This window comes from Kitasatospora sp. NPDC041988 (assembly GCF_055588525.1).
Window position 1 is genome coordinate 134,037 of sequence record NZ_JBVJCO010000012.1, and the last position, 25,544, is coordinate 159,580.

Annotated in this window: 10 protein-coding genes and 1 riboswitch; of the genes, 7 read left to right on the forward strand and 3 right to left on the reverse strand. The window is 73.0% G+C overall.

All coding sequences use genetic code 11. The features are described from left to right. The first annotated feature begins 177 nt into the window (after positions 1-177). From ACZ6NC_RS15015 to ACZ6NC_RS15035, 5 genes are all read left to right on the forward strand, one after another. A complete protein-coding gene (locus ACZ6NC_RS15015; protein ID WP_465732667.1) occupies positions 178-3,390 on the forward strand; it encodes a hypothetical protein in 3,213 nt (1,070 codons plus the stop codon). Next, entirely contained in the window at positions 3,390-6,908 is a 3,519-nt protein-coding gene (locus ACZ6NC_RS15020; RefSeq protein ID WP_465732669.1) for a hypothetical protein, read from the forward strand. Before ACZ6NC_RS15015 ends, ACZ6NC_RS15020 begins: the two co-directional genes overlap by 1 nt. Positions 6,909-6,910: 2 nt before the next feature. Further along, positions 6,911-8,026: a hypothetical protein gene (locus ACZ6NC_RS15025; RefSeq protein ID WP_465732671.1), complete on the forward strand. Its 1,116-nt coding sequence runs from the start codon at positions 6,911-6,913 to the stop codon at positions 8,024-8,026. A gap of 9 nt (positions 8,027-8,035) precedes the next feature. After that, positions 8,036-19,372 (forward strand): hypothetical protein, encoded by an 11,337-nt coding sequence (locus ACZ6NC_RS15030; protein WP_465732672.1) that lies wholly within the window; start codon positions 8,036-8,038, stop codon positions 19,370-19,372. A 150-nt stretch (positions 19,373-19,522) separates the two neighbouring features. Then, complete coding sequence (locus ACZ6NC_RS15035; protein WP_465732674.1) at positions 19,523-20,254, forward strand: G1 family glutamic endopeptidase; 732 nt, start codon at positions 19,523-19,525, stop codon at positions 20,252-20,254. A 138-nt stretch (positions 20,255-20,392) separates the two neighbouring features. Here ACZ6NC_RS15035 and ACZ6NC_RS15040 read toward each other — a convergent pair whose 3' ends face one another. From ACZ6NC_RS15040 to ACZ6NC_RS15050, 3 genes are all read right to left on the reverse strand, one after another. Continuing rightward, positions 20,393-21,106, reverse strand: a complete 714-nt coding sequence (locus ACZ6NC_RS15040) for an IclR family transcriptional regulator (protein ID WP_465732676.1) — start codon at positions 21,104-21,106, stop codon at positions 20,393-20,395. A 238-nt stretch (positions 21,107-21,344) separates the two neighbouring features. Next, positions 21,345-21,620, reverse strand: a complete 276-nt coding sequence (locus ACZ6NC_RS15045) for a hypothetical protein (RefSeq protein WP_465732678.1) — start codon at positions 21,618-21,620, stop codon at positions 21,345-21,347. Between the two features lie 6 nt (positions 21,621-21,626). Continuing rightward, positions 21,627-21,768: riboswitch (SAM riboswitch) on the reverse strand. A 134-nt stretch (positions 21,769-21,902) separates the two neighbouring features. Beyond that, positions 21,903-23,468 carry a PTS transporter subunit EIIC gene (locus ACZ6NC_RS15050; RefSeq protein ID WP_465732680.1) on the reverse strand — a complete coding sequence of 522 codons (1,566 nt, stop codon included), beginning with the start codon at positions 23,466-23,468 and terminating at the stop codon, positions 21,903-21,905. Between the two features lie 313 nt (positions 23,469-23,781). Between ACZ6NC_RS15050 and ACZ6NC_RS15055 the strand changes: the two genes are divergently transcribed. Together ACZ6NC_RS15055 and ACZ6NC_RS15060 are read left to right on the forward strand one after the other, a co-directional pair. Then, complete coding sequence (locus ACZ6NC_RS15055) at positions 23,782-24,408, forward strand: hypothetical protein (RefSeq protein WP_465732682.1); 627 nt, start codon at positions 23,782-23,784, stop codon at positions 24,406-24,408. Between the two features lie 273 nt (positions 24,409-24,681). Continuing rightward, positions 24,682-25,413 (forward strand): heparin lyase I family protein, encoded by a 732-nt coding sequence (locus ACZ6NC_RS15060; RefSeq protein ID WP_465732684.1) that lies wholly within the window; start codon positions 24,682-24,684, stop codon positions 25,411-25,413. Positions 25,414-25,544: the final 131 nt, after the last annotated feature.

The following is a 25,544-nucleotide window of genomic DNA, read 5'->3' on the forward strand; positions in this document are numbered from 1 at the left end:
GGGCACGGCATGCCGTCGAGATGGTTCGGCGCGTCTTGCTGCTAGAACGGCCGTCGGGCCGGACCTCGAATGATGCCGACGAGAGCGCTCTGCGGGTCGGGACTCCTGGTCGCGCTCGACCGCCGGCGGGTACGTGGCGCCGGCGTCGGCTCACTCGTCGGCACCTGGAGGCGGTTCATGGGTGGACCAAGCGGCGCACTGGACCCGGTGATCGGGTGGCTGCGATACGACAGCGGTGTTCTGGCCGTCTCCTGGAGCGGGCCCGGGAAGCCGAACGCCGGGGTGACGTACGTGGTGCAGGTGTCGAACGACGGCCGCACGGTCGCAGAGGCGTGGGCCGGGGCGGCGACCGATGCCTCACTGCCGCTCTACACGGCGCCTGGCGAGGTCTACCGGGCCCGAATCGCGATGTACGTCCTCGCTTCGGGGCCGACGCTCTCTCCCGAAGTCACGATCGTCACCGACACCTGCACGGTCGAGCGGGCCGAGACGGACCCGGTGAGCGGCGCCCTGACGCTGTCCTGGAAAGCCGCGGACACCGACGACTTCCTGGTCCGGCTCGTGGTCAACGGGACCGCGTCGCCGCTGGAAGCCCCGGTCGCCGGCGGATCGTTCGTCCTGGAGCAGCCACCGCCGGCGGGCTCGACCGTGGCGGCCACGCTTGCCCGCGTCCGAACAGGCGAGCACGTGGTGTCCATCGGGCCGAACGGGCCCGGCTTCGCGGTGCCGACCGGGCGGCCCGAGCTGCTCGCCGTCGAGTTCGACGCCGATCTGCTCTCGGTGGCCTGGACCGCCGTTCCCTCCGCGGACGCCTACTGGATCAGCGTGCTGAACGACGACGGCGTGTTCTTTCCGGCTGCCGAGGTCCACGCGCCCGCGACGACGACCGAGCTGGAGCCCGGCATCGCCGACCAGGGCGCGTACCGCGTCGTCGTCCAGGCCGTCGACAAGGCCGGCTCGGGGCCGCCGTCGGCACCGGTGCGGATCCGGCTCACGCCGCCGGGCGTCACGAGCGTGACGTCGGACGGCGCGACGGTCTCGATCGACGTGGAGCCGCCGGACTTCGCGCCCACCGCGTACGACGCCGTCCTGTTCCGTGACGAGGTGCCGGTCCGCCGGGAGACCGTCAGGCCCGCGCCGACGCTGTCGATCGCCGTCCCGCAGCCGCTGCCGTGCGGCGCGGCGTACGCGGTGTCGGTCCGCGGGCGGGTCGGGCGTGCGGCCGGCCCGGCGGTGACGGCCCCGGTCGTGCCGGCCACGCCGATGGTCGCGTCGGTGGTCTGCGACGAGGACGTCGTCGTGGCCGCGATGGCCGGCGAGCTGCCCGAAGGGGTGCCGATCGAGGCGGTGCTGTACGCCGACGGGCTCCCGGGCACGCCTCGGCAGGTGGGCTCGGACGGCATCGCCGTGTTCGCCGTGCCGGACGACGCCGACGTCGTCGCCGTCGCCGTGCGCGGGGTCGACGGCGTGGCGACCGGGCCGTGGTCCGTGCCGGTCCCGGTGCCCACCGAGCCGGCCGAGCTCACCCTCGCCCGCGCCGACGGCGGCCGGGTCGCCCTTGCCTGGTGGGGGCCGCCGGACGGGACGTTCCGCGCCGCCGTCGGCGACACCGCGCTCCTGGTGCGGGGGCAGACCGCCGACCTGCCGCTCACCTCCGACCTGGCCACGGTCGCCCAGGTCGCCGGCGTGGCGAGGGGACCGGTGACCTCCCTCGACCTGGTCACGGCCGGTCCACGGCTCACCGGCGTGGCCGTCGGCACCGACCGGACGGTGGCCCTCACGTGGACGCCACCGGAGTCGCCGTCGCTGACCGGCGTGCAGCCCGTGGTGCGCTGGGACGGCACCGAGGTCGAGCTCGGCGTCGAGCCGGCCACCGACGATCCGATCGTCCTGACCCTTCCGGACGGCATCCCCAACACCGCCGTGATCGCCCTGCGGGGACTGGCCGGCATCGCCGTCGGCCCGCCCGGCAACGCCGCCGCGCTGCTCACCGTCGCACCGACCGGCGTCACCGTGGCCTACGACGGCGCCGACCTGCGCGTGTCCTGGGACGCGCTGCCCTCGCCGCTGGTCGACGGGTACCGGGTCGGCACGGTCGTCGACGGGACCGTCACCGAGCTCGGTGACACCACGGCGACCTCCGGCAGCTGGCCGGTGGAGATCGAGTCCACCGCCACCACGGTCGTCGTCCAGGGGCTCGCCGGTCCGGCGGTCGGGGCACCGTCGGAGCCCGTCCCGGTGTTCACCGAGGCGCTGTTCGTCGGCCGTTCGTACGTCGCGCCGCAGCTGGGCCCGGTGCTGACGGCGACCGACATCACCCTCGGACTGCCGGAGCTGTTCGTGACCGGGCAGCCCGACGCCGTCGAGCTGCCGCTCGGCTTCGTCCTGACGCCGGCGGACTCCGGGCCGTACGCGTACACGTTGCTGATCCCGGCGACCAGCCCGGTGTGGAGCTTCACCGACCGCCCCGACGTGTTCGCGCGGTGGGCCGAGCTGCTCGCCCGGCTGCAGCCGCTCGGCATCACCCCGTACGGGGTCGGGGTGCTCACCGAGGCGGTGTCGCGGTCGATGCCCCAGACGTTCGACGAAACGCTGTACTTCGCCTACGGGCTGCGCTTCGACCGCGGCTACTTCGACCTGCGCCCCGGCATCGTGATGCGCGTCGAGTACGAGGGCTACCAGATCGCGGGGGGTGCCCAGGGCGACTCGCTGTCCGGGTTCGTCACGACCGGCGTCGCCGACTACGAGGTGGCGTCCTACGACAACTCGGGCACCTGGACCAACAGCCTGGACGCGTTCCTCGCCGAGCTCACGCGGCGCAACGGCGTCGACGTGCCGAACCCGTCCAGTCCCGAGAAAGGCCAACTGTACGGCAGCGGAGGAGTGTTCGACCTGTTCGCGAAGGCGCTACGGCTGCCGTACGCGCGCCTGGTCTACCCGAGGACGCTGCTGCCGACGACCACGCCGGGGTCGCTGTGGCCCCAGCAGAACGCCGTCCTGCTGGCTGCCGCGACGCCCGGTGCGCTGGACGCGGCCACCGAGAACGTCCGTCGGCAGGACCCGCCCGGCGGTGGCGTCGCCGCGGCCTACCTGCGCGGTCGCGCGGTGGTCCGCGCGATGGTGCGGATCAGTGTGAACGGCGCACCCCGGCTGGTGCCGCTGGGGACGACGCTCGGCAACGTGCTCGCGAGCCAGGGCCGTCGGCCGTCGGCCGTCCCCGTGCCGCTGAGCGGTGTGACGATGCACCGGCCCCGTACGACGGCGGCGCTCGCCGACGGGCCGGCCGGGGACTGGCCGGTCGTCCCGGGTTGGGAGCCGCGTGACCCGGCCGCGCTCGGGTTGCCGCTCCTGCACGGTGACCGCCTCGCTCTCGCAACGGGCCTCGGCTGATGACGGAGCCCACGTTCACCCGCGCCGGAGACACAGCGCTCTACTGGGCGGATCCGACGGACCGCGTGGCGGCGTTCCTCGCCTCCGACCCGGGAGCGCTCGGCAACCGGCCGACGCTGACCCGGACATGGGAGGACGGCCGTGGTGCGTACGTCTTCGTCGGCGCGCCGGCCGCGGACCCGACGGGGTTCCTGACGGCGCTGCGGACGTGGCTCGGCTACTACGCGCCTCAGGGGCCGCCGCGCTTCCTCTGGGTCGCCGACCCGGCGGCACCGCCGACCACGTGGGCGACGACCGCGCTGACCGGCAGTACGGGCCGGTCCGGGGCCTGGGTGTCGGACGGGGCGACCTTCCAACTGGCCGACTACCAGGTCACGTTGGCCGAAGGCGGCGTGATCGATCCGGCGGAGACGGAGGCGGGCTGGGGCTTCGCCGTCGCCGACGGGGCCGACTGGTCCGCCGCCACGCTGTACTCGCCGGCCGCCCGGTTCCCCGCGCGGCGTACGACCACGCTGCTGTGCATGGAGGCGGGACACACCGGTGCGCTGCGGTTCGTCGTGGACGCGCCGGCCGGCGGCGGGGACGCGTTCGCCGGGCTCGGCGCCGGGCTGCGCTTCTTCACGCCCAGGGAAGCGGGTGTCGTCAAGACCGTCCGGTTCGCCGCCGTGCGCCAACCGGAGGACACCGGACTGGAGTTCCACGCGCAGATCGATCCGCTGCGGCCGCTGGACGGTGAGCGCACCTCGCTGGGCTTCTTCGCGTGCACGACGGGCGAGGGCGATCCACCGGCCCTGCCGTCCGGGTACGCCACGGTGCTCGGCCATGGTGTCGACCTGCGTCCGCTCGCCGCCGGAGTGAGCACGGCGAGCCCGGCCCGGCTGGTGTTCGGCGTCGCACCGTACCTCTCCGACGAGAAGGCGAACGCCGGCTACTACCTCGTCCCGGACGGGCCGTTCGCCGTCGAGGTCGCGACTTCGGGGGCTCGGGTCATCTGCGGCATGTCCGGTCTGGAGTACCTCGGCCTGCCCGCCGGGGGCTGCACGCTGGTGTTCCTGCCCGGGCAGCCGGCCTACGCGCCGCTCGGCCCGCACCGGGCCGGCGCCGACTCGCTCACGTCGCACGGGACGACGTCCTGGGTGTCGGTCGAGCCGGCCGTAGGCGCCGCCGCCGTCACGTACTACAGCCAGCCGGAGGACGCGCCGCTGTACACGGCCGGCTCCTCGGCAGCGGCCGGCGGCGTCGACCTGCTGGACTTCCGGGAGGTCCCGGCGGCGACCGCGACCGGGACCCCCTTCCCGATGGCGCCGTTCCACGGGCTCGCCGAGGACGCCGTCCCCGACGCGGTATCGGTCGAGCAGCTGGCCGTCGCACCGACCCGCCGCGCGGTGCTGCTGCCCGGCGAGGGCGGCGAGCCGGCGGCGGACGCCGAGCCGACCGTGGCTGTGACGCCGCAGGGGCTGGCCGTCGGGCTGGCGTCCGACCTCACCTGGAGCTGGCTCGGCATCGGCCACGACGGCGGCGCGGCGGCCAAGCCCGACCTGCGGTTCACCACGGTCACCGGGCCGTTCCGGCAGGCCATGCAGACCAACAACCTCTTCCTCGTCCTCGGCGACCCCGAGGAGTTCAACCGCTTCGGCTCGGTCGCGTACGAGCTCTCCACGGCGACGCTCGACGTCATCGCCACCATCCCCGTGGAGCACGGCGGCGTGCCGGAGGGCGTCCTCGACGCGGTGCGCGAGGCGATGCACGACACCGTGTACGACACCCGAACCGCGTTCGTCGCCGCGCTGGTCGACGCAGCTGCCGGGATCACCGAGGCGGAGCAGCGGGTCTTCCTCCGGTACGGCGGCCTGCTCACCCCGGTGGCCGGCGGGTGGCCGTTCCGGCTCTCCCCGGACAGCTGGCGCGAGTCGACCTACCTCATCGTCAAGTTCGCCCTGGGCCGCAGGATCGTCGACCTGGTGGAGGACGTGTCGACCTGGGCGTGGCCCTCCGCCGCCTCCCGCACCGGCCGGCCGGCCGACGCCCAGGCGGCGATCCGCGCCGTCATCGACGCGGCGTGCAACGCGCCGTCCGGGTCGCCCTACGCGTCGTTCCTCCAGGTCGTCCAGGACCCGGACTGGACCGGGGTGCTCGCCCTTTCGGCGGATGTCCCGCTCGATCAACTCCCGGACGAGCTCCAGGTGCTGGCGGCCGGGATCGACCCGGCGGGGTTCGCCGCGCACCACTTCGGGCTGTCGCTCACGCCGTTCCGGCTCACGGACGGGCAGTTGGTCTTCGAACGCTCGGCGATGTTCGGGCTGATCGACTACCGGAACCCCGAGGACCAGTACTTCAGCGAGAACATCCACTTCGCCTTCCGTGTCCTGGAGTTGACGGTCGGCGTGCGCAACTCCGCCGTCACGACGTTCACCAGCAGGGTCGAGCTGCTCGTCAACCGCCTGTTCGGCTCCGCCACGCAGTTGATGCCGACCACCCACGGGAACAACATCATCCTCGACGGCGCGCTCCAGCGCCAACGGCTTCCCGACGGCACGACGCACGACACGTACGTGTTCTCGACGGCCGAGCAGAACACCTTTCGGCTGGACGGCCCGGTGCTCCGGAGCGTCGAGTTGCTGTCGGCCCAGCTCGTCACGGCGAAGGCGGCGGACCCGGCGTCCGGCAGGGTGACCGTCGACGCCGTCTTCCGACTGGCGGGCAACCTGAGGTTCCACGAGCCGGAGAGGTTCGACCCGTTCTGCTGGGGCGCGGACGCGGCCGGGGAGGACGGCTACCTCCGCTTCGGCGGCCTGGCGATCGCCATGTCGTTCGACCTCGGCGATCCGGCCGGGACGACCCGGTTCACGCTGAAGGACGGCAACCTGTCGTTCGACGCGGCGAACAGCAGACCGCGCGCCGAGTCGCTGGTCGCCCGCTTCCCGATCCGGCTGAACGGGCTCGTCGCCACGCCCGATCCGGAGCTCGCCACGGGTACGCCGCCACCGCCGCAGACGCCCGACGACATGGGCTACGTCTCGGTCACCGCGCCGCTCGACCAGTCGGCACTCGCCCGGCCCTGGTACGGGCTGGACTACACCGTCGACCTCGGCTCGCTCGGCGCGCTCGCCGGGAGCAAGGCGCTGGCCCTCCAGGTGCTGGTCGCGTGGAGCCCGGGCGCGGGCGACACCGGTCCGGGGATCTACCTGGGCGTGCGGCTGCCCGGCGCGAAGGGACTGCTCGGGGCCAACCTGCCACTGCAGGGCGTGGTGACCGTGGGCTTCCGGTCGGTCGAGTTCCTCGTCGACCAGCAGGAGGACCAACTGCGGACGTACACGCTCCGGTTGCGCGACTTCGCGCTGCGGCTGCTCGGCCTGACGTTCCCGCCCGGGCACAACGACGTGACTCTCTTCGGCAACCCCGACCAGGGCGGCGCGTCGAAGGTCGGCTGGTACCTCGCGTACGCGTCGGCCGCCGACCCGAAGCGCCCGCCGCCACCGCCGGTGCGGGCGGCGCTGCGATCCGGCGGGCGGGTGTGACCATGGAGGAGTCGCCGCTGGAGAGCCAGAACCCGCTGACGGTGGTGAAGCTGCTCTGGTGCGGCCAGGGCATGACCACGCTGGTCGAGATCTACAACGACGGGGTCGAGAAGGAGGAGGCCGACTTCCTCGGGCTGGTCAACTGCGGGGGTGACCGCGGCCACGCGCAAGGGGCGCTGGACTACATCACGCGCAAGGTCGGCGCCAGGCGCGGCAAGCTCCTCAACCTCGTCGTCCTCACGAGCCTGGCCGAGTCCCACACCAGCCTGCTCGGCGACCTCGGCGGTCGCCTGGAGGAGATCGGCGCGGGAGGGTTGTACGCCTTCGTCGCCGGGGCCAGGAGTTCCACCCCGGATTCCGTCCGGAAATTCCTCACGCGTCTCAAGTTCAAGCGGGAGAACCTCGGATTCTCCGCCAACAAGCTGAACAGCTACACCCACGGCACGTCGGGCCGGCCCACATGGATCACCGAGCACAATGGCACCTACTTCATGATCCTGGCATCAACCCTGGAGTCGACCGTACTGGTCGTGGACAACAAGAGGTTCTCCGTCGTACTGCCGGGTGAACTGACGTACGAGATCATCGGCGAGGTCAAAGGGATCAATGACCTGAAGAATCTCCTGTCGCCGGTCTTCGCACTCGTGCTTCCGCAGGGCGACGAGCTCGACACCGCGGTGAGGAATCACCTGTGGAGCCCGCTCGCGACGGACGAGCCCGGCTGGGAGCTCATCACCTGGTTCGCAAAAGCCATGAACCCGCGGAACATCGGGGTGAGCGCCGGTCCGTTGAACTCACGCCGCCATCCGACTGCGCAGGTCATCGAGCTGTTCGCCGGCGACAACCTGCAGAAGGTCACTCCGCACACCTACGTGTGCTACGTCCTGACCGAGCTGGGTGGCAGTCAGAACGATCCTTCCGGATGGGTGACCAAGACGACGGCAGACGGGATCCGAAGCACCGTTCAGGCGCTCGGACAACCGGACGACTACGGCAATGTCGAGTACAGGTTCAAGCTGCGCCCGGATCCGACCGAGGAGGCGGCGGCGGTCACCCCCCGCGGGACGTTCGGGACGCACGGGGTGGACGAGGCCGTCGTCCAGGCCCCCGAGCCGTAGGAGGCCCCCGTGTCAGTCGAAGAGATCCATCGCGCGTTCCAGGCCGCCGTGGCGAAGCGCATCCTCACGCGTGACGCGCTGCCACCCGGGCTCGCCGACCTGCTGGACTCGCTCGGCGTCAGCAGCCTTGAGGTCCGCGACGGCACCGCGGCCCTAGGACCGCAGAGCGCACTGCTCACCGCCACCACGACCTACCTCAACACCCCTTGGACGATACGGCTCACCGGCACGCCCCAGGCCGGCACCGACCGGGCGGCCCTGGCGCTGGAGCTCGGTGGCACGGCGCCGGCCGAGCCGTGGACGTTCCGGACCGCGTTCGGCACGCTGCCGGACAGCCGGCGCCCGGACGGCGGGCTCGTCCTCGGGCCCAGTGTCATCGGCCCGCTCATCCTCGACCAGCCCGCCGTCACGGCCACCAACGCGCCGGCCGACTCACGGCCGCGGCTGTCCGGCACGCTGCTGCTGCTCGGCAGCCCCAAGGTGTCCGGCAGCGACATCCTCGCCACGTACGCGGACTTCCTCGGAGACCGTCTCTACGCCGAGGGGCCCGTCGCGTTCCCGGCCGGCGCGCCGCCGGTCATCGAGCTCCGCGCCATCGCGCCGGGTGTGCGGCTGGAGATCTCCGAGCTGGAGGTCTCGGCGGTCGGCCTGATGCTGACCACCGACTACCCCGACCCGTATCCGCTGCCCGAAGCGGGCGCACGCCGCTCGGCCGTCCTGCTGTTCGCCGAGGCGACGCTACCGACCGACCCGGGGGAGAGGGCCACCGTCAGCGGGCCTCTGCTGATCGGCGACAACGTCTGGCCGCTGGTCGTCGCGCTGGATCCCCCGCTCGGGCTCGCCCACGGGATCCAGGCGCTGATCGCGATGACCGGCGGCACGGAGAACAGCTTCACGCTGCCACGTGGGATCGCGGCGATCGACCGGTTCCACCTCCAGGACGTCGGATTCGGCATCGTGCCGGTCGGCCTCGGTGGACCCGGTCTGTCGTACGCCCAGGTCGGAATCGTCTCGAACGAGCCCTGGGATCCTCCCGTGCCCTACCTGACCCTTGATCAGGTCGGCACCAGTTGGACGTTCGGGTTCGGCTCGGACGGCCGGACGCTCACCACCGGCGTGGTCTTCGGGACCATGCGATTCGGCCAGAAGACCGGTGCCTCGCTCGGTTCGCAGGCACCGTTCACCGAACGGGTGGAGCGCGGGCTGCTGCCGCGCACCGGCGTCGAGGACATCGTCGTGACGGTCCGGCTGTCACTGCCCGACCTCGGGTTCTCGGCCTTCGCCGAGGCGCCGTTCGCCCTGCCGATCTCCGAGGCGTTCCGGGCGTTCTTCGGCGGCGACGGCCCGTCCATCGGCGCCGACCTGACCTGCGAGTCGCTGACCATCGACGCCTCGCTCCTGCAGAAGGAGTTCGCGGCCGGCCTGACCGTGAGCGGCGACTGGCCCATCCGGGCCGGGCTGGTCACCCTCGCACTGACCGGGCTGCAGCTTCAGGTGCAGGTGTCGCAGAGCCGCGTCTCCGGTCTGCTGATCGGAAAGGGCGAGATCGCCGTCCCGGACTCCGCCCCGATCGAGCTGCTCGCGCAGGCGCAGTACCCGGGCACCGGCGGATGGGAGTTCGGCGCGATCATGAGCGGCGCCGTCGACTTGCCGCGCCTCGTCTACGGCCTGATGGGCCAGGAACCGCCGGACTGGGTGAACGGGCTCGCCATCGAACTCGCCGGCCTCAGCGCCCGGTTCAGCACCGCGGACGGCAACCCGTACTCCGCCTCCGGCGCGCTGCAGGTGACGGTCCCCCAGACGCTGATCGGCATGGAGCTCCGGCTGCTCCTGACCGCCGCCATCGAGCGGCGCCTGCGCACCGCGCCCGCCGACGAGCACCTCGCGAACGCGCTGCGCGACACCGCGCAGGCGGACGCGCTCACGGTGACCACCGGCAGCCTGTCCGGGACCTTCGCGATCAACAAGTTCGAGGTCACCGCCTCGGTGTCGGTCACCGACGCGGGCAAGGACTACACCTTCACCATCGCCTACCGGGGCGTCTCCCTGAGCGCGGCGACGTCCTGGACCGGCGAGGGGACCGACCGGCACCAGATCCTCACCGTCCGTCTCACCGGCATGCTCGGCGAGCTGATCACCGACCTCGTCTCGCTGGTGAACCCGAACGCGACGTTCCGGCTCGACCCGCCCTGGTCGTTCCTCGACAGCATCGACCTCACCGGCCTGGAGCTGTCCGTCGACCCGACCAAGCAGACGGTCGCCGTCAAGCACGACCTGAAACTGGACCTCGGGTTCGTCAAGATTCGCTCCGTCGGCCTGAGTTACGACCGTTCGACCGGAAGCCCGGCGGTGAACATCGTGCTCGACGCCCAGCTGCTCGGGGACACCGCGGCCAAGCCGCTGACGTGGGATCCGGTCACCCAAGCGCCTCCCCAACCGGCGGGCCTGGGCGAGAAGTTGTTCTCGCTGCGGTACCTGGGACTCGGCCAGCACGTCTCGCCGAGGAGGATCACCGGGTACACCGGCATCGCCGAGGTCGTCGACGCGATGGTCGCGTCGATGCGCCCGGTCGATCCTGCCGCCGGCAAGCCACCGCTCGACCCGGCGACGATGGTGTTCGACGCGTCCAGCCAGTGGCTGTTCGGGATCGACGCGACGTTCATGGGCACGGTCGCGGTCAAGCTGGTGATGCACGACCCGGACCTCTACGGCCTCCTGCTGGCGCTGGGCGGGTCGCAGGCGGGCTCGCTCGCCGGGCTGAACGTCGAGCTGCTGTACAAGAAGGTCACTGACGACATCGGTGTCTTCCACGCACGGCTGCAGATCCCCGACGCCTACCGGAAGTTGGACTTCGGCGCGGTGTCCGTGACGCTCGGCGTGATCACCGTCGACATCTACACCAACGGCAACTTCCGGATCGACCTCGGGTTCCCGGCAGGCCGCGACTTCACCGACTCGTTCGCGATCGAGGCCGGCATCTTCAACGGCCGGGGCGGGATCTACTTCGGCGTGCTGAACGGCGCCACCTCCAGCCGCGTTCCGCGCCTCACCGACGGGACGTTCAGCCCCGTCCTCGAACTCGGTGTCGGCCTGTCCATCGGCGTCGGACGGACCTTCCAACGCGGCCCGCTCAAGGCCGAGATGTCCGTCAATCTCGTGGTGGTCTTCGAGGGCGTGCTGGCCTGGTTCCACCCGGACGAGGGCGGCAGGAGCACCGAGCTCTACTACGCGTGCCGGGGCACGGTCGGTATCGTCGGCCGGCTGAACGCAACGGTCGACTTCAAGGTCGTCCGGGTCGACGTCAACCTGCAGATCTCCGCGATGGCGACCGTCGAGCTGGCCGCGCACCGGGCGACCGTCGTGGCGCTGAACCTCTCGGTGCGGGCCAGCGCCAGCGTGAAGATCCTGTTCGTCAAGGTCTCGTTCTCGTTCTCGCTGACGCTGGAGACCTCGTTCACGATCGGCTCCGACAGTACGCCGCCGTGGCGGATCGCCCCCGGCGTCGCCCGCCGCGGCGTCACGGCCCCGAGGGCGCGCGCGGCGGTCGCGGAGGCCGAACAGCCGTCGTACCGGCTGCACTTCGACCCGGACGCGCACGTCTTCCCCGACGGCCGGCCGAAGACCGCGCACCTCGCGCTCGTCCCCGCCTACGCCATCGCGAACGTCCCGGTCGACTGGACCGGCCGGGCGGCGCCGCCGAACGACGAGCCCGACTACCGCCTCGTCGTCATGCTGATCGCCGACAACGCCGTCCCGGTGGACGCGGTCACCATCGCCGAGAGCGAGCGGCCCGACGTGTCGCGTAACCCGCGCGCGGACACCCCCGCCGACACGTCGTTCAACCGCCTCGCCGACGGCCTGCTGCGCTGGTCGGTGGACGCGCTCGGCGTCACCTCGTCGACCGTCACGCTCGACGAACTGCTAGAGCTGGTCGAACAGTTGGCTCTGGCCGAGGCCGAGAATGCGGGCTTCACCTGGGCCAACATCCAGGGGTTCCTGGCCGCCAACCTCCACCTCGTGATCAGCGGCACCACGGCAGACGACACACCGGAGGACGTCTCGGGAACCCCCTTCCCGATGATCCCGGTGCTGAAGTGGACCTCGACCGGTCTGCCGGACCCGGCGGACGAGGACCGCGACTTCGCGACCTACCGGCAGATCGACGCCACCTACGAGGCCGAGGCGATCGCGTACTTCGCCGAGCTGGACCCGGCCCCGCCGGGCGAGCGCCCCTCCTCCCTCGCCGTGGCGGCCGAGCCCAGCGAGTCCATGGCGACGTTCGTGCTGCGCGACTACCTGCGCATGGTCGCCCGCGCCACCGCGCAGGCCGCCGTGAGCCTGCTGACCGCGTTCCCCCACGAGGTGACGGAGACGGACTCGCTGCACTCCATCGCGGCGGGCTTCGGGACGGCCACCACGCCGTACGAGGTCGCCCCCCGGGACAGCGTGGACCACCTCGCCGCGTCCCTCGGCGTCTCGGCGGCCGAGCTGCCGGCGCTGAACCCCGGCCTGCCGGACCGGCTGAGCGCCGCGCGGGCCGGCGACACGCTCACGGTCACGCTCGGCGTCACGCCGCAGTCGATCGCCGTCGCGAACCCCGACTGGCCCGTCGTCGCGGACGCCCCGGTCACCCTGGGGACGCTGCCGGTGCAGCTCGGCTCGGGCCAGTCGCTCGGCCGGCTGGCCGACGCCTACCAGGCCGACCCGACCGCGCTGCTGAACCACCTGCGCGACACCACCCCGCTGCTGCGCGCCGGCGCGACCGTGCCGCTGCCCGGCTTCGTGCACGCCGGGCTGTCCGTCGACGACACCGCGGCGGCGTTCCACGTGCGGCTCGGGCTGACGCTGCCGACCGAGGTGCCGCTCGCCGACTGGTACCAGCAGGCGATCGACCGGCTCAACGACAACCCGGGGCAGCCGCTGCCCCCGACCCTCAAGGTGCCCGACGGCTACCAGAGCGCCGAGACCCTCACCTGGACCACCCTGCCGGGCGACACCGTCCTCGACGTCGCCGCGTACGTCGCGCTGATCCAGAACGTCGTGCCCGGCACGCCGTTCGCCGACTGGCTCGACGCGGTCCGCGCGGCGAACGAGCCGGTGGACCCGGACGGCGTTCACCTGCCGGCCGACGCCGCGGCCGTGATCCTGCCGAACGACACGCTCCGCTCGCTCCAGGACCGGCTGCTGCTCCCCGAGGCGCGGTTCGACACCTACGCCGCCGCGGCGGACGCACTCGTCCCGCTGGTGACCGTCGAGGTGCCGGGCGCGGTCGGCACGACGACCGACGGCCTCACCCTGCTGACGCTGGCCCAGAAGTACGGGCTCGGGATCGAGGACCTCGCCGGGCGGATGGCCTTCGACGCGGGCGTGCTGGCCACCGGACCAGGGCTCACCGTGCCCGACGTGCCCGCGATGGGGCTGGACGAGCTCGTCGCCGCGCTGCACGCGGGCCCGGCGATGGCGACCGTGAGCGGCCAGGTCGCGCGGTTCATGCTGGGCGGACTGCGCCTGCCCGCGCCGGTCCCGGTCGAGGGCGTGTACCACGCCACCGGCCCGATGACCGGCGGCTACGAACTGATCGGCCAGCAGGTCACCGGACCGCCGCCGACGGCCGGGTCCGAGGACCCGGTCGTGACCATCACCGTCGACAAGGCCGTGCCCGCCGACTGGCTGACCTTCGCCGAGCCGGTCGTCCACGACGGCGTGATCCGGCTCGGTGCCGCCGAGGACGGCAACGCGGTCATCTCGATCACCGCCGCCGACCTGCGGGACAACTACCCCGCGACCGGGCTGGCGCCGGTCGTCGAGAGCCCGCTCGCGGCCCTGCCGCTGTCGCACGGGACCGGCACGCGCCACGCGGTCACGCAGGTGATCCCGTGGCGGACGACCACGACCGTCCGGCTGCCCGCCGCCCCCACGGGCCCGCCCTCGCTCTGGCCGCTGCCGCGCGACCTGATGGCGCGCGCAGGCACCGACCGCAGCAGCTCGGAGTTCCTGCTGGAGCAGACGACGCCGCAGACCGGCGCGGACGCCCGCTACACGGAGCTCGGCTCCTACGCGTGGGCGACGCTGGTCTCCTTCGACGTCCGCCGCATCCCGGGCCTCGCGGGGACGGTCGAGGTAGTCGGCGCGGACACCGCCGACCGGCAGCGGATCGCACAGATCCTGGAGTACCTGAGGAGCATCTCCGGGAAGCCGGCGACCGGCGCCTTCCCACCGGCGCCGCCCGGCGAGAGCCTCCTGCTCACCCTGCTCTGGCAGCTGCCGCCGTCCCCCGGCCTCACCCCGGGCCTGACCTCGACACCGCTCGACGCCGACCGGACCTTCATCGTCCAGACCAACCTGTCCACCGAGACGCGCAGCGGCCCGGCGGCCCAGGACGCCACAGCGGTGCGGCACTTCGCGGCGATCGCCGACTGCGAGCGGTTCCTCACGCTGCTGTGGGAGTGCAGCGTCGTGGGCGGTGGCGGCTACTGGATGCAGTACCGCGGCGAGGTGCCCGACTCGATCTTCGACCAGGACGGGCTCGCCCGGCTGTCGCTGCTGGCCCAGCTCTCGTCGCAGTGTGGCGAGGCCCCGGACCGGCACCTGTACGCGTTCACCAACCTCGCCGTGGTCGGCGACGGCGTGGACCCGGCCTCGGTCGCGCTCGCCGCCCGCGCGGTGGACCCGCCCGAGCTACGGCCGGTCGCCTCGGTCGACCCCGGCCAGGTCGGCTTCACCGCGCGGTTCGCCAACCCGCTGGCCGACGACACGCCGCAGGGCCGGCTGCGCCGCCTGTACGGGCTGCTCGGCTTCCAGCTCGACCGGACGCAATGGTTCCGCGGCAGCGTCGAGGGCCGGGCGGTGTCACCGAAGCCGGCGGACGGCACGGACGAACTCGGGCTCCTGGTGCCGAGCGAGGCCGCCGAGGAGGTCTGGGACCCTACCCGGACCATCGACATCAACCGGTTCGCCCCGCAGCACGCCGAGGCCGTCCCCACCGCCCCACCCCCCGACGCCGACCCTTACGCCGGCATCGCCGAAGGCGCCCGGACCCAGGTGTCGGTCTGGTTCCAGGACGTGTTCGGCAACCGGTCGGGCACCCCGGAGCAGACCGCCGTGCCCGTCCGCTACACCGACCCGGTCATCGGCGTCGGCGGGTGGCCGTCGACCACCCTGCGGTACGGCGTCGAGCCGGCCGGCGGCCTGGCGGACCTGACCGTCGCCGTCGACTTCCAGACCGTCGCCTACCAGCCGGGCGCGGCCGAGGCCGGCGGGTCGGCCGCCGCCGCGGCGGAGCGCGACCGGAACCGCCTGGTGCCGGTTCACTACCAGCTCGGCCGACCCGACGTCGGGGCCGCGCTGCTCACCTCGCTCCAGCAACCGTCCGGCTCGGACCCGACCCCGCTCGCCGTCGACGTGGACGCGCTGCGCCGGTACGTGCTCGGCGCGCACGCGCTGCTCGGCTCGCTCGCGGCGATCGGCTCCGCACCGGCCACGGAGGCCGCGACCCTCGACGCCGTCTGCACCACGTACGGGGTCGGCTACGACGAGCTGGGCGGCGCGAACGCGGACACGGCCGTCAGCGGCATGCTGGACGCCGACGAACTCGCCGTTCCGGTGGGCGCCGCGTTCCGTAACGGCGACACGGTCGCCGGGCTCTGCCACGCCGTCGACCCCTCACTCGACCCCGAGCGGGTGCTGCTCGACGAGGACAACACCGTCCTGCCGCTGAACCCGGCCGTCGAGCTCGTCACCCCGCCGCGCGACGCGCTCGTGCCGCCCGACTCGCCGCCGGCCGAGGAGCTCGCGGCGGCGCTGCGCTGCTCCCTCAGGGTGCTCGTGACGGCCAATCAGGACCGGTCGGGGCTGCTCACCCCGGGGTTCGTCTTCGACTGCAACGGGGTCACGGTGCAGGTCGCGCCCGACGGGCCGGCCAGTGAAGCGACGCTGGCGGGCGTCGCGTCGGCGTTCCAGGGGCTCGGTGTCCCGTTCGACGCGACGCAGGTGGTGTCGCTCAACGCGGACGAGCCGGGCATGTTCCGCGCGGGCGCGTCGCTCGCGGTCGCCGGCTGCCTGGTCGAGAGCGGCGACACCCTGCGCGACAACCGGGCGGGCCTGACACCCGAACAACTCGCGCCGCTGAACACCATGACAGCCGACCTCTTCACCCCGGGCACCCCGGTGTTCCTCACCACGACGCCGACGCCCGTGCCGGCGGGCGACACGCTCGGGCACTTCGCCGCCGTCAACGGCACCACACCCGGAGCGCTGCTGCGGCACAACGGTGCGGTCGAGGTCCTGGCCGCGTCGCCGCCGGCCGTGCCCGGGATGTGGGCGTGGCCCGCCGACCCGGACGCCCTGCGGGTGCCGTACACCGTCCGCGAGGGTGACTCGCTCCACGGCATCGCCGCCCACTTCCCCGGGGCCGACCTGGTCGGGGTCAACGCCGGGATGCCGGGCACCATCGCGTCCGGCGTCACCATCACGGTCGAGGACGAGACGGTGACGACGACCGCACCCGCCTCGTTCACCGAGGCCTGCGCGCTGTTCGGCCCGCCGGTCGACCTCGCGGCGCTCGCCGCCGCCATCGGCGACCGGACCGGCGTGCTCGCGACCGGGGCGCTGCTGGTCTGCCCGCCCGGCGTGCTCGCCGGGCTGCCCGCAGTGGTCGGCGTGACGCCGCAGAAGGCCGCCCGGCCGTTCGGCGTCACCGCGGTCGCGCTGCTCGCCGCGAACGCCGGCACGCCGGAGCTGCTGCTGCCCGGGCAGGTGCTGCGGGGGCGCCAGCCCGGCGCGGACGGCCGCACTGTGCCTACCGAGACGACCGCGGCTTGCGACACCCTCACCGCCGTAGTCGAGCGGTTCCGCCGGCGCGGCGTGGTGACCGCCATCGACGCCGTCGTCGCGGCCAACGCCGACGCCGCGTTCCTGCGGGCCGGTGCGCGCGTCGTCGTCCCGCCGGCCACCGCCCTGCTCACCGGCCGGTTGGGGGAGTCGACGCCGGACGGTGTGCAGTGGTCGTTCCCCGAGCCCGTCTTCCCCGTCACCGTGGTCCTGGAACTCTCCCGCGATCCCGCGCTGGTCGACCCGGCGCTCGCCGCGACCGCCACCCGCGACCGGACCGCCGTCCCCACCGCCCGGGGTGCCGACCCCTCCCAGGACGGCGCGCTCACCCTGGCGGCGTTCGCCGAACAGGTCCAGCGGGCGGTGCCGGTCCTGCGGCTGGCCACGGCGCCGGGCCGTACGTCCGACACCGACGTCTGGGCGGTCGTCTTCGCCGCCGACGGCATCGAGAGCGTCAGCATCCAGCCCCCGTGCGAGATCGCCGGCACCCGGCAACCGCGTACCTTCGCCCTGCGCCCGCTGAGCACCACGCTCATGGCGCGCCGGCGCGTGACCACGCCCGGTTTCGACGTCCTGACCGGGCTGTTGACGGGTGATCAGATCGCCGACTACCAGGGCATCGACCTGGAGGTGTGGGCCAGGACCTTCCTCGCGGACGTCGAGCTGCTGCTGTCGGCCGCCTACATTCAAGGGGTGTACGCGCTGGGCCGGGACGTGCTCGACGCGGTCATCGGCGTCAAGAAGACGCTCGCCGGAGCCATCGCGGAGGGCCTGGACCACATCCTGGCCGGGCAGGCACCCGCCGACGCCGACCCCGAGCGGGCGGCGGCCGTCGAGAGACTGCGGCAGGAGCTGCTCGTCTCGTTGACCCGCGGCTACGCGACCTCGGCCGTGGTCCAGTACGACACCAGCGCCTCGTCCCCGTGGCCGGGCCCGTACGCGCGGCTGTCCGGCAACCCGGTCGTCGACTACGGCGACGTGCCCGCGCACCTGCGGACCGCGACGCTGTCGAACGGCAAGGTCCCGCTCGCCGACGGCGACTCGCAGATCAGCTTCCTGATCACCGTCCCCGATGTGGCCACGCACGCCGTGCTCGACCTGGCCCTCGACTTCGCGGGCGTCGAGCTCGAGTTCGGGATCGAGCGGGAGGTCGAAGGCTATGAGCGGTCCGACTGGCTGACCTTCGTCACCCCGCTGAGATCGGGCTCGCCGGCCACCCTCGACTTCTCCCTCGGCGCCCCGCGGGTGCCGATCCCGCTGCGCGCCTACCCGCCGATGCCGATCCTGCTGGACCATCACGCCGACGTCCCCACCTCCGCCGCGCGGCTCGCCGACGCGGTCCACTGGAAGTACCGCTTCTCGGTGCAGCACCAGTCGGCCGAGCAGGACACCATCGAGCTGCGGGTCACGTACAACCGGCCGGCCCCCGTGCCCGCCGCGGCCCCGACCGACGACCTGTTCACGGCGCTGGCGCGGTACACGGCGGTCTCCGCCCCCCTGCTCGGACTGCTGGCCGGGCTGCCCGACTGGGAGCGCGCCGACGCCGACCGGCGCACCGCGCTGGCCAACGCCCTGGGTACCTACCGGACGCTCGCTTCCGCCGTAGCGGACGCCTGGGCCGCGCACTGGGGAGGCGACGCGCCCGGCCCCACCGAGCGGGCGCTCGCGGCGACGGCCGGAGGCGGACCGGTGCCGGACGTCTACCAGTACGAGCTCGGCCTCGCCGCCGAGGACGGCTGGTACACGACCCTGCGGCTGACCCGCACGGTGGAGTCCGGCCCGGGCGGGGTGGGCCGGCCGGAGCGGATCGTGTGCGTCACGGCGGCCGGTGAACGCCACGAGCTCACGCCCTTCGAGCCGGAGGTGTGCGGGTGCGCCGACGCCGACCACTGCTGGTGCTACGCCTTCCCGCTCCGCGCGGTCGAGGCGTTCACGCTGCTCACCTTCGAGGTCACCCTCCCGCGCGTCCACATCGCGTCGTACCAGAGCGCGTCGGCCGGCGCCCGGGTCACCCGCAACGCGCGACTGCTCGGCGAGGGCTGGCCGGACACCGCACAGGCCTTCGTGTACCGGACCCCGGAGGTCGGCCAGGCCGAGCCGGTGGTGCCGTTCATCGACCTCACCGGCGCCATCGCCATCGGCCCCTGGGACCCACCCGACCACAATCCGCTCACGGCGATGTTCGACACCGTCTTCGATGGCGACCCGGCGGGCCGGACGATCGCGATCGGCGCACGCTACGAGTACACCCTCGTCCCCGGCAGCCCGCCGGTGTCGGCGCTCCTGCCGGTCGTCCAGTCGACCGTGGGAACGTACGACGAGGACACGGTCCCGGCGCTCACGCGGGCACTCGTCGGGTGGGGCGAGCGCGAGCAACCCGAGACGGACGGCGGTGCCTGGGCCTTCCGGGTCAGTCTCTACTCGTCCGTCGACGCGTCACTGCAACGGCCCGTGCTGCAGCTCAAGCACGTGTCGTCCGCGCAGACCGCACCGCCAGGGCCACCCCGTCGAGTCTGACCACAGCGGCTCACCGGCGAGCGGGTGCCAGGCGGACCGAACCGCCGGGTTGCCGACCTGCCGTTGAGTGGTTTGCATGGAGATGAACCCTGCTGCCGTCGCCGAGTGACCGGCCGTTCACTGCCGCACGACGCCTTTCATGGAGCAAGCATGCGCGCACGACGTCACCTCGCGTTGGTCGCCGCGGTTGCCGCGCTGGCGCTCTTCGGCAGCGTGCCCCTGGCGCCCACAGCGCTCGCCGCGCAGCCGCAGCCCCTTGCCGAGGGCAGGAAGTGGTCCGGTTACGTCGCGACCGGCAAGGCCTACGACTTCACCGAAGTGCGCGCCAGTTGGATCCAGCCGGCCGCGGACTGCAGCGACCCCGACGCGAGTGCGGCCTTCTGGGTCGGCCTGGACGGCTGGAAGACCGGCCGGATTCTTGAGCAGACCGGCGTCGCCGTGAGCTGCGATGGTGGCACGCCGGAGTACTACGCCTGGTACGAGATGTTGCCGGCGTACCCGGTTGTGTACAACGACCCGGTCGTGCCCGGCGACCTGCTTGAGGCCAGTGTCGTCTACGTCGGTGAGACGTACGAGCTCACCCTCCGCGACGTCACGCAGAAGTGGGTCGAAACCACCTCTACGAAGCCGCCGGACGGAACGGACCCCAAGCGGATGACGGCCGAAGTGGTCGCCGAGGCGCCGACCAGGCAGTCCGGCGGGGTGCGGCCGTTGGCCGACTTCGGCAAGGTTTCGTTCACCGACTGCTACGTCAACGGAATGAGCCTCGGGGCCAATTTTCCCGAGGACATCACCATGGTCAGGGACGGTGTCGAAAGGGCCGCGCCTGGAGCGCTGACCGCCGGCGGGACGGCCTTCGACGTGATGTGGAAACACAGCTGAGCATGGCGGCTGCCCGGCACCCGGTCGCGGGCTCCGCCGTGTCGTTCTACGCGGGGAAGGGCGCCGAACCGTCCGCGGAGAAGGGACGGTCGGTCGGATGGCCGGTCGGATGCTGGTCTGTCGGTGGTCTGTCGGTGGTCAGGTCCGGCGCAGGGCCTCAGTGAGGTGGCGGGCGGCTTCGATGACGGCCTGGGCGTGCAGGGGGCCGGGGTGGCGGGTCAGGCGCTCGATCGGGCCGGAGACGGAGACGGCGGCCACGACGCGGTTGGAGGGGCCGCGGACGGGTACGGCGACCGACGCCACGCCCGGTTCGCGTTCGCCGATCGACTGGGCCCAGCCGCGGCGGCGGACGCCGCTCAGTGCGGTGGCGGTGAAGCGGGCGCCCTGGAGGCCGCGGTGGAGGCGCTCGGGCTCCTCCCAGGCCAGCAGGACCTGGGCGGCCGAGCCGGCCTTCATCGGCAGGGTGCTGCCGACCGGGACGGTGTCCCGCAGGCCGGAGAGCCGCTCGGCGGCGGCTACGCAGATCCGCATCTCGCCCTGGCGGCGGTAGAGCTGTGCGCTCTCGCCGGTGACGTCGCGCAGGTGGGTCAGGACCGGGCCCGCGGTGGCGAGCAGCCGGTCCTCGCCCGCGGCGGCGGAGAGTTCGGAGAGACGGGGGCCGAGGATGAACCGGCCCTGCATGTCCCTGGTGACCAGTCGGTGGTGTTCGAGTGCGACGGCGAGTCTGTGGGCCGTGGGCCGCGCCAGACCGGTGGCGGCGACCAGCCCCGCCAACGTGGCGGGGCCTGACTCCAGTGCGCTGAGCACCAGAGCGGCCTTGTCGAGAACGCCGACACCGCTGGTGTTGTCCATGGGTAGTACCAAGTCTCTTTCTTCGAGGCGCGGTTGACCCGCCGGCCGCACGGTGGCGGCAGGCGGAATCGGCGCGCGGCGCCGTCGGCGGTGTGTCGGGTGGGTCACGTCCCGCGCCGTTGCGGGGCCGCCGGTAGGAGCCGGGGAGGGGTGGGGGAGAGCGCGTCGCGTCCGAGGAGCCGAGGAGCCGAGGGGGCGCGTCGCGTCCGGCGGGCCGAAGCCCGGGGCGGGCGTCCGGTCAGCGTGTGCGGGCGCCGGCGACGGGGGTCGGCATGGCGGCCCACGCCGGGGCGCCCGGCGTGCGGCGTCCGGCGTGCGGCGTGGTGCGGCGTCCGGTGTGCGGCGTGGTGCGGGGCACGGTGAGCGGTACGGCGGACGACGTGCGCGGGCACGCGGGGGCGGACGCGTCGGGGGCGCCGGCGACGTCAGGGACGTCAGGGGCGCCGGGGACGTCGCTCGGGGCGGGCCGCTTCAGCGCGCGCGGATCCCAGGCGACGGAGGGCAGAGAGAGCACCGCTTCTCCTCATCTCTCCCGGCGCCACGTTGGCGCCGGGCCGGAGTTGGCACTGATCCCGGCGGTCGGGCCCGTGGTCGGGCGTCGACATGACCGGGGAGTTGCCGGGGCTTCGTAGGGCCGATCCCTCCACCCCTCTGGATGATTCGCCAGAAACCATACAAGACCGTCGCGCCGCTCTGCCAACGGCCTCCCGTGCCGGGTGATCGCGAGGTGTTCGAGACGGGTCTCTGCCTCCCCCGGCCGACGTGAGTGGCGGCATTCGCAGCTGCGCACCCGCGTTCATGACTTCGGGGCCGCAGGTGTGTCGAGGCCGGCGCCGAAGGACCCGGGGGCCTCGGCCGGGGTGGCGGCGTCGGTGGCCGGACCGTGCTTCGGCGCGAGGGCATCGAGCTCGTCGAGCATCTCGCGGGTGAAGCCGAAGTAGTAGGTGGCCAGGAGGCCTGTGGCGTATCCCGTCACCAGACCGGCGGCGTAGACGGCCGCGCTGACCCCGAGGCCGCGTGAGCCGGTCAGCAACGGGAACAGCGCCCAACCGGAGGGGCCGATGGCGGTCGAGCCGATGGTGGCACCGAGCTGGCCCAGCAGCCCCACCACGGCCCCGCCGCAGGCACCGCCGAGACAGGCCGTGACGAACGGCCGCCCGAGTGGGAGCGAGACCCCGTAGATCAGCGGCTCGCCGATGCCGAGGAACCCCGCGGGCAGGGCGGACCTGATGGTCGCCCTGATCGAGGCGTTGCCGCGCAGCCGCAGGTAGACGGCGACGGCGCAGCCGACCTGTCCGGCCCCGGCCATGGCGAGGATCGGCAGCAGCTCGGTGGAGCCCTGCTGCTGGATCAGGGTGGTGTGGATCGGGATCAGCGCCTGGTGCAGGCCGAGCATGACCAGGGGGAGGAACAGACCCCCGAGCACCAGCCCGGCAAGGGCGCCGCCGTGGGACAGCAGCCAGGTGGCGAGATCGCCGATCGCCGTGGAGACCTCTCCGGCGACGAACATCAGGCCGAACAGGGTGGCCAGGCCGGTGACGAGCACGGTGACCGTCGGAGTGAGCAGGACGTCGAGGGCGTCGGGCATCACCCGCCGGGTCCACCGTTCGACCTGGACCGCCAGCAGTGCGGCGGCGAGCGCTCCGATCACCCCGCCCTGGCCCGGCGCGAGGTGGTGGCCGAAGACCTCCACCTTGGAGACCCCCGCGTAGACGGTCACACTGGCCACGGCGCCGCCCAGCACGGGTGTGCCGCCGAACTCCCTCGCCGTGTTGTAGCCGACGAAGACGGCGAGCAGGGACATGAACCCCGAGGAGATCGCGGTGAGCGCCGGCACCAGGCCGGGAGCCCAACCGAGGTTGGTGAGCGCGCCGTTGACACCGGCCACGATGCCGCAGCCGATCAGCGCGGGGATCAGCGGCACGAAGACGTTCGCGATCCGGCGCAGCGCGAGCTTGACCGGGGTCGCGTTCCTGGCCCCGGCCTCCGCCCTGATCGCCGCGCCGCGCCGGGCCAGGTCCTCGGCGCCGACGGCGGCACCGGTGCCGGGGCCCTCCCGGGCGTCATCCGGTCCTGGGGCGGCGCCGTCGTCCTCCCGCTCCCGTCGCCCGTCGAGGAGGGCCTGGAGTGCGGGTGTCACCCGGGCCACGACGCCCGGGCCGAGGACGATCTGATAGGTGCCGTCCTTGACGACGCCCAGTACGGCGGGAAGGGCGCTGAGCTTCTCCTCGTCCACGAGGGAGCGGTCGCGCAGGCCGAGCCGCAGCCGGGTCATGCAGTGGGCGACGGAATGGATGTTGGCGGGGCCCCCGACGAGCGGGAGGATGGCTTCGGCGGTGGCACGATGCTTGTCGTCGGACATGACGGGCCTTCCGTGGGCTCGATGCGGAATGTCAGAGCTGCCGGAGCGCGTCGCGCGGGCGACCGACGGTGCGATGGAGCAACGCGGCGGCCGCCGGAGCGTCGAGCGAGCCGAGGATCACCAGAATGGCGCTCGCGACCTCGCCGCCCGGGGCAACTCGCCGCCGGCGGCACGCAGAGCCTGATCCAGGGTTCTGTCGTCCCTGTCCGGGCGTTTCCGGAAGCCTCAGGGCCCGGGCTGCCGGCGGGTGTCCACACCGTTGTGTTCGTCCGGGGACCGCGCGCGGATCCCTCTGCTGGGAGACCATGCCCTCATGGACACCGAGACGGTCGTACGCACCCGCCGCGCCCTGCACGCGGTGGCCGAACTGGTCCTGGCCGGCCCCCAGTACCGGGCCGGCGGCACGATCCGGCTGCGCGCCTGTGCGGGCGGTTTCGCCACCAGCGTCGAGCCGCAGCTGCGGGTGATCGGCGCGGAGCTGGTCGCGCCCGGGCAGGTGCTGTCCCTCGAACGGACCACCTGCAGCGCGCTCGGCGCGGCCCTCGGGCTCACTGTCGGTGCTCCCGTCGGGCTGTACCAGGACGGGCCGGGCATCGCCGCCGACGAAGCCATCGAGGCGGACCCGTCCGCCGCCCGCCGGCTCGCGCACTGCTTCGCGCTCGGCGACGCCGCGCTGCGCGGGCTCTTCGCGGGGGCGGACCCGGTCATCTGGCCCGAGCATTTCGACATCGGGGTGACCGCCGGCGAAGCGAACTACGGCATCTCACCCGGCGACGCGTTCCAGCCGGAGCCGTACGCGTACGTCGGCCCGCACGCCCCGCTGCAGGGTGCGTTCTGGAACGCGCCCTTCGGTGCCGCCCGGACGATCCGTCAACTCGGCGGCGTGGTCGGCATCATGGCCTTCCTGGAGCAGGGCCGTCGACTGGCCGACGGAGCCTGAGCGGTCCGGCGGACATCGAGCCGTGATCGCCCTCTGCCCGACGAGTGCGCACGCAGGAGCCGCTCCTGGACGAGGGCACCTCCTCGTACGACGCGGGCCCCGCGGCGGAGCCGCTGCCCCGGTGCCCGGCCGACCGGTGGAATTGCCCGAAAGGGCCGCTGCCGGTCGGCCCGCTTGGCCCGACAGGCCGTCAGGTGGTCGAATCGCTCCGTGCGTCCGGGCCGACAGGCCCGGACGGCGTCCGTTCCGGCCACTCATTCACCCGGGAGAGGCATGTCCTTTCTGTCCCACCACCGCAAGACCGCCGTCGGCGTCGTGGCCCTCACCACGCTTGCGATCTCCTGCGGCTCGGCCACCGCCAGCAGCTCCGCCGCCGCGGCGGGCAAGGTCCTGTGGACCCCGAGCACCAGCAAGGGCCCGTCCTCCTTTGCCGGCGTCCAGTGCGCGTCGGGCGGCTTCGGCGTCGTCAAGGACTCCGCCAAGGGCAGTGTCTGGCGGGCGTTCCAGGCCGCGGGCGAGGAGCGCTGCGAGACGCTCGGCCCCGACCTGAAGGAGGGCGACACCTTCTACCTCGGCTGGTCGTCCAAGGTGGACATCAAAGACTCGAACAGCCGCTACGTCTTCCAGCTCAAGTGCTCGCCGAGCACCGACACGGCGAACCACCCGATCGAGATCGACGCGACGACCGGGCGCATCCGCCTCCAGGAGTGGGACACCGACCACGTCGCGCACACGCTGTGGACCGCGCCGACCGCCAACAACAAGTGGCACTCCTACGCGCTGAAGATCCGCCTGGGCCGCACCGACGGCACCATCGACTTCTGGTTCGACGGCGTGAAGCAGACCTTCACCACCGGCTCGGGCACCTTCAAGGGCACCACCTGGGACGGCGACCGCAACTACCTCAAGTGGGGCTCCTACCACCCCTCCTCGGGGGACGCGACGAACACCTTCACCAGCCCGATCATGGCGACCACCCTGGAGGCCGCCACCGCCGGCTCGTAAGGGCCCGGTGGCCCGGCCGAGCCGCCCCGGCCGGGTTCACCTGACCTTACGCACACCGGCTGTATGTCGGCCGGGTCCGGCCGGGCACCTGCGCGAGAAGGGCGCGGCGTTGCGTGACGCGGCCCGGCGGC

Coding starts and splice junctions, on each gene's coding strand:
- ACZ6NC_RS15035 (WP_465732674.1), top strand. CDS start 19,523: ATGCGCGCACGACGTCACCTCGCGTTGGTCGCCGCGGTTGCCGCGCTG.
- ACZ6NC_RS15025 (WP_465732671.1), top strand. CDS start 6,911: ATGGAGGAGTCGCCGCTGGAGAGCCAGAACCCGCTGACGGTGGTGAAG.
- ACZ6NC_RS15020 (WP_465732669.1), top strand. CDS start 3,390: ATGACGGAGCCCACGTTCACCCGCGCCGGAGACACAGCGCTCTACTGG.
- ACZ6NC_RS15050 (WP_465732680.1), bottom strand. CDS start 23,468: ATGTCCGACGACAAGCATCGTGCCACCGCCGAAGCCATCCTCCCGCTC.
- ACZ6NC_RS15060 (WP_465732684.1), top strand. CDS start 24,682: ATGTCCTTTCTGTCCCACCACCGCAAGACCGCCGTCGGCGTCGTGGCC.
- ACZ6NC_RS15055 (WP_465732682.1), top strand. CDS start 23,782: ATGGACACCGAGACGGTCGTACGCACCCGCCGCGCCCTGCACGCGGTG.
- ACZ6NC_RS15015 (WP_465732667.1), top strand. CDS start 178: ATGGGTGGACCAAGCGGCGCACTGGACCCGGTGATCGGGTGGCTGCGA.
- ACZ6NC_RS15040 (WP_465732676.1), bottom strand. CDS start 21,106: ATGGACAACACCAGCGGTGTCGGCGTTCTCGACAAGGCCGCTCTGGTG.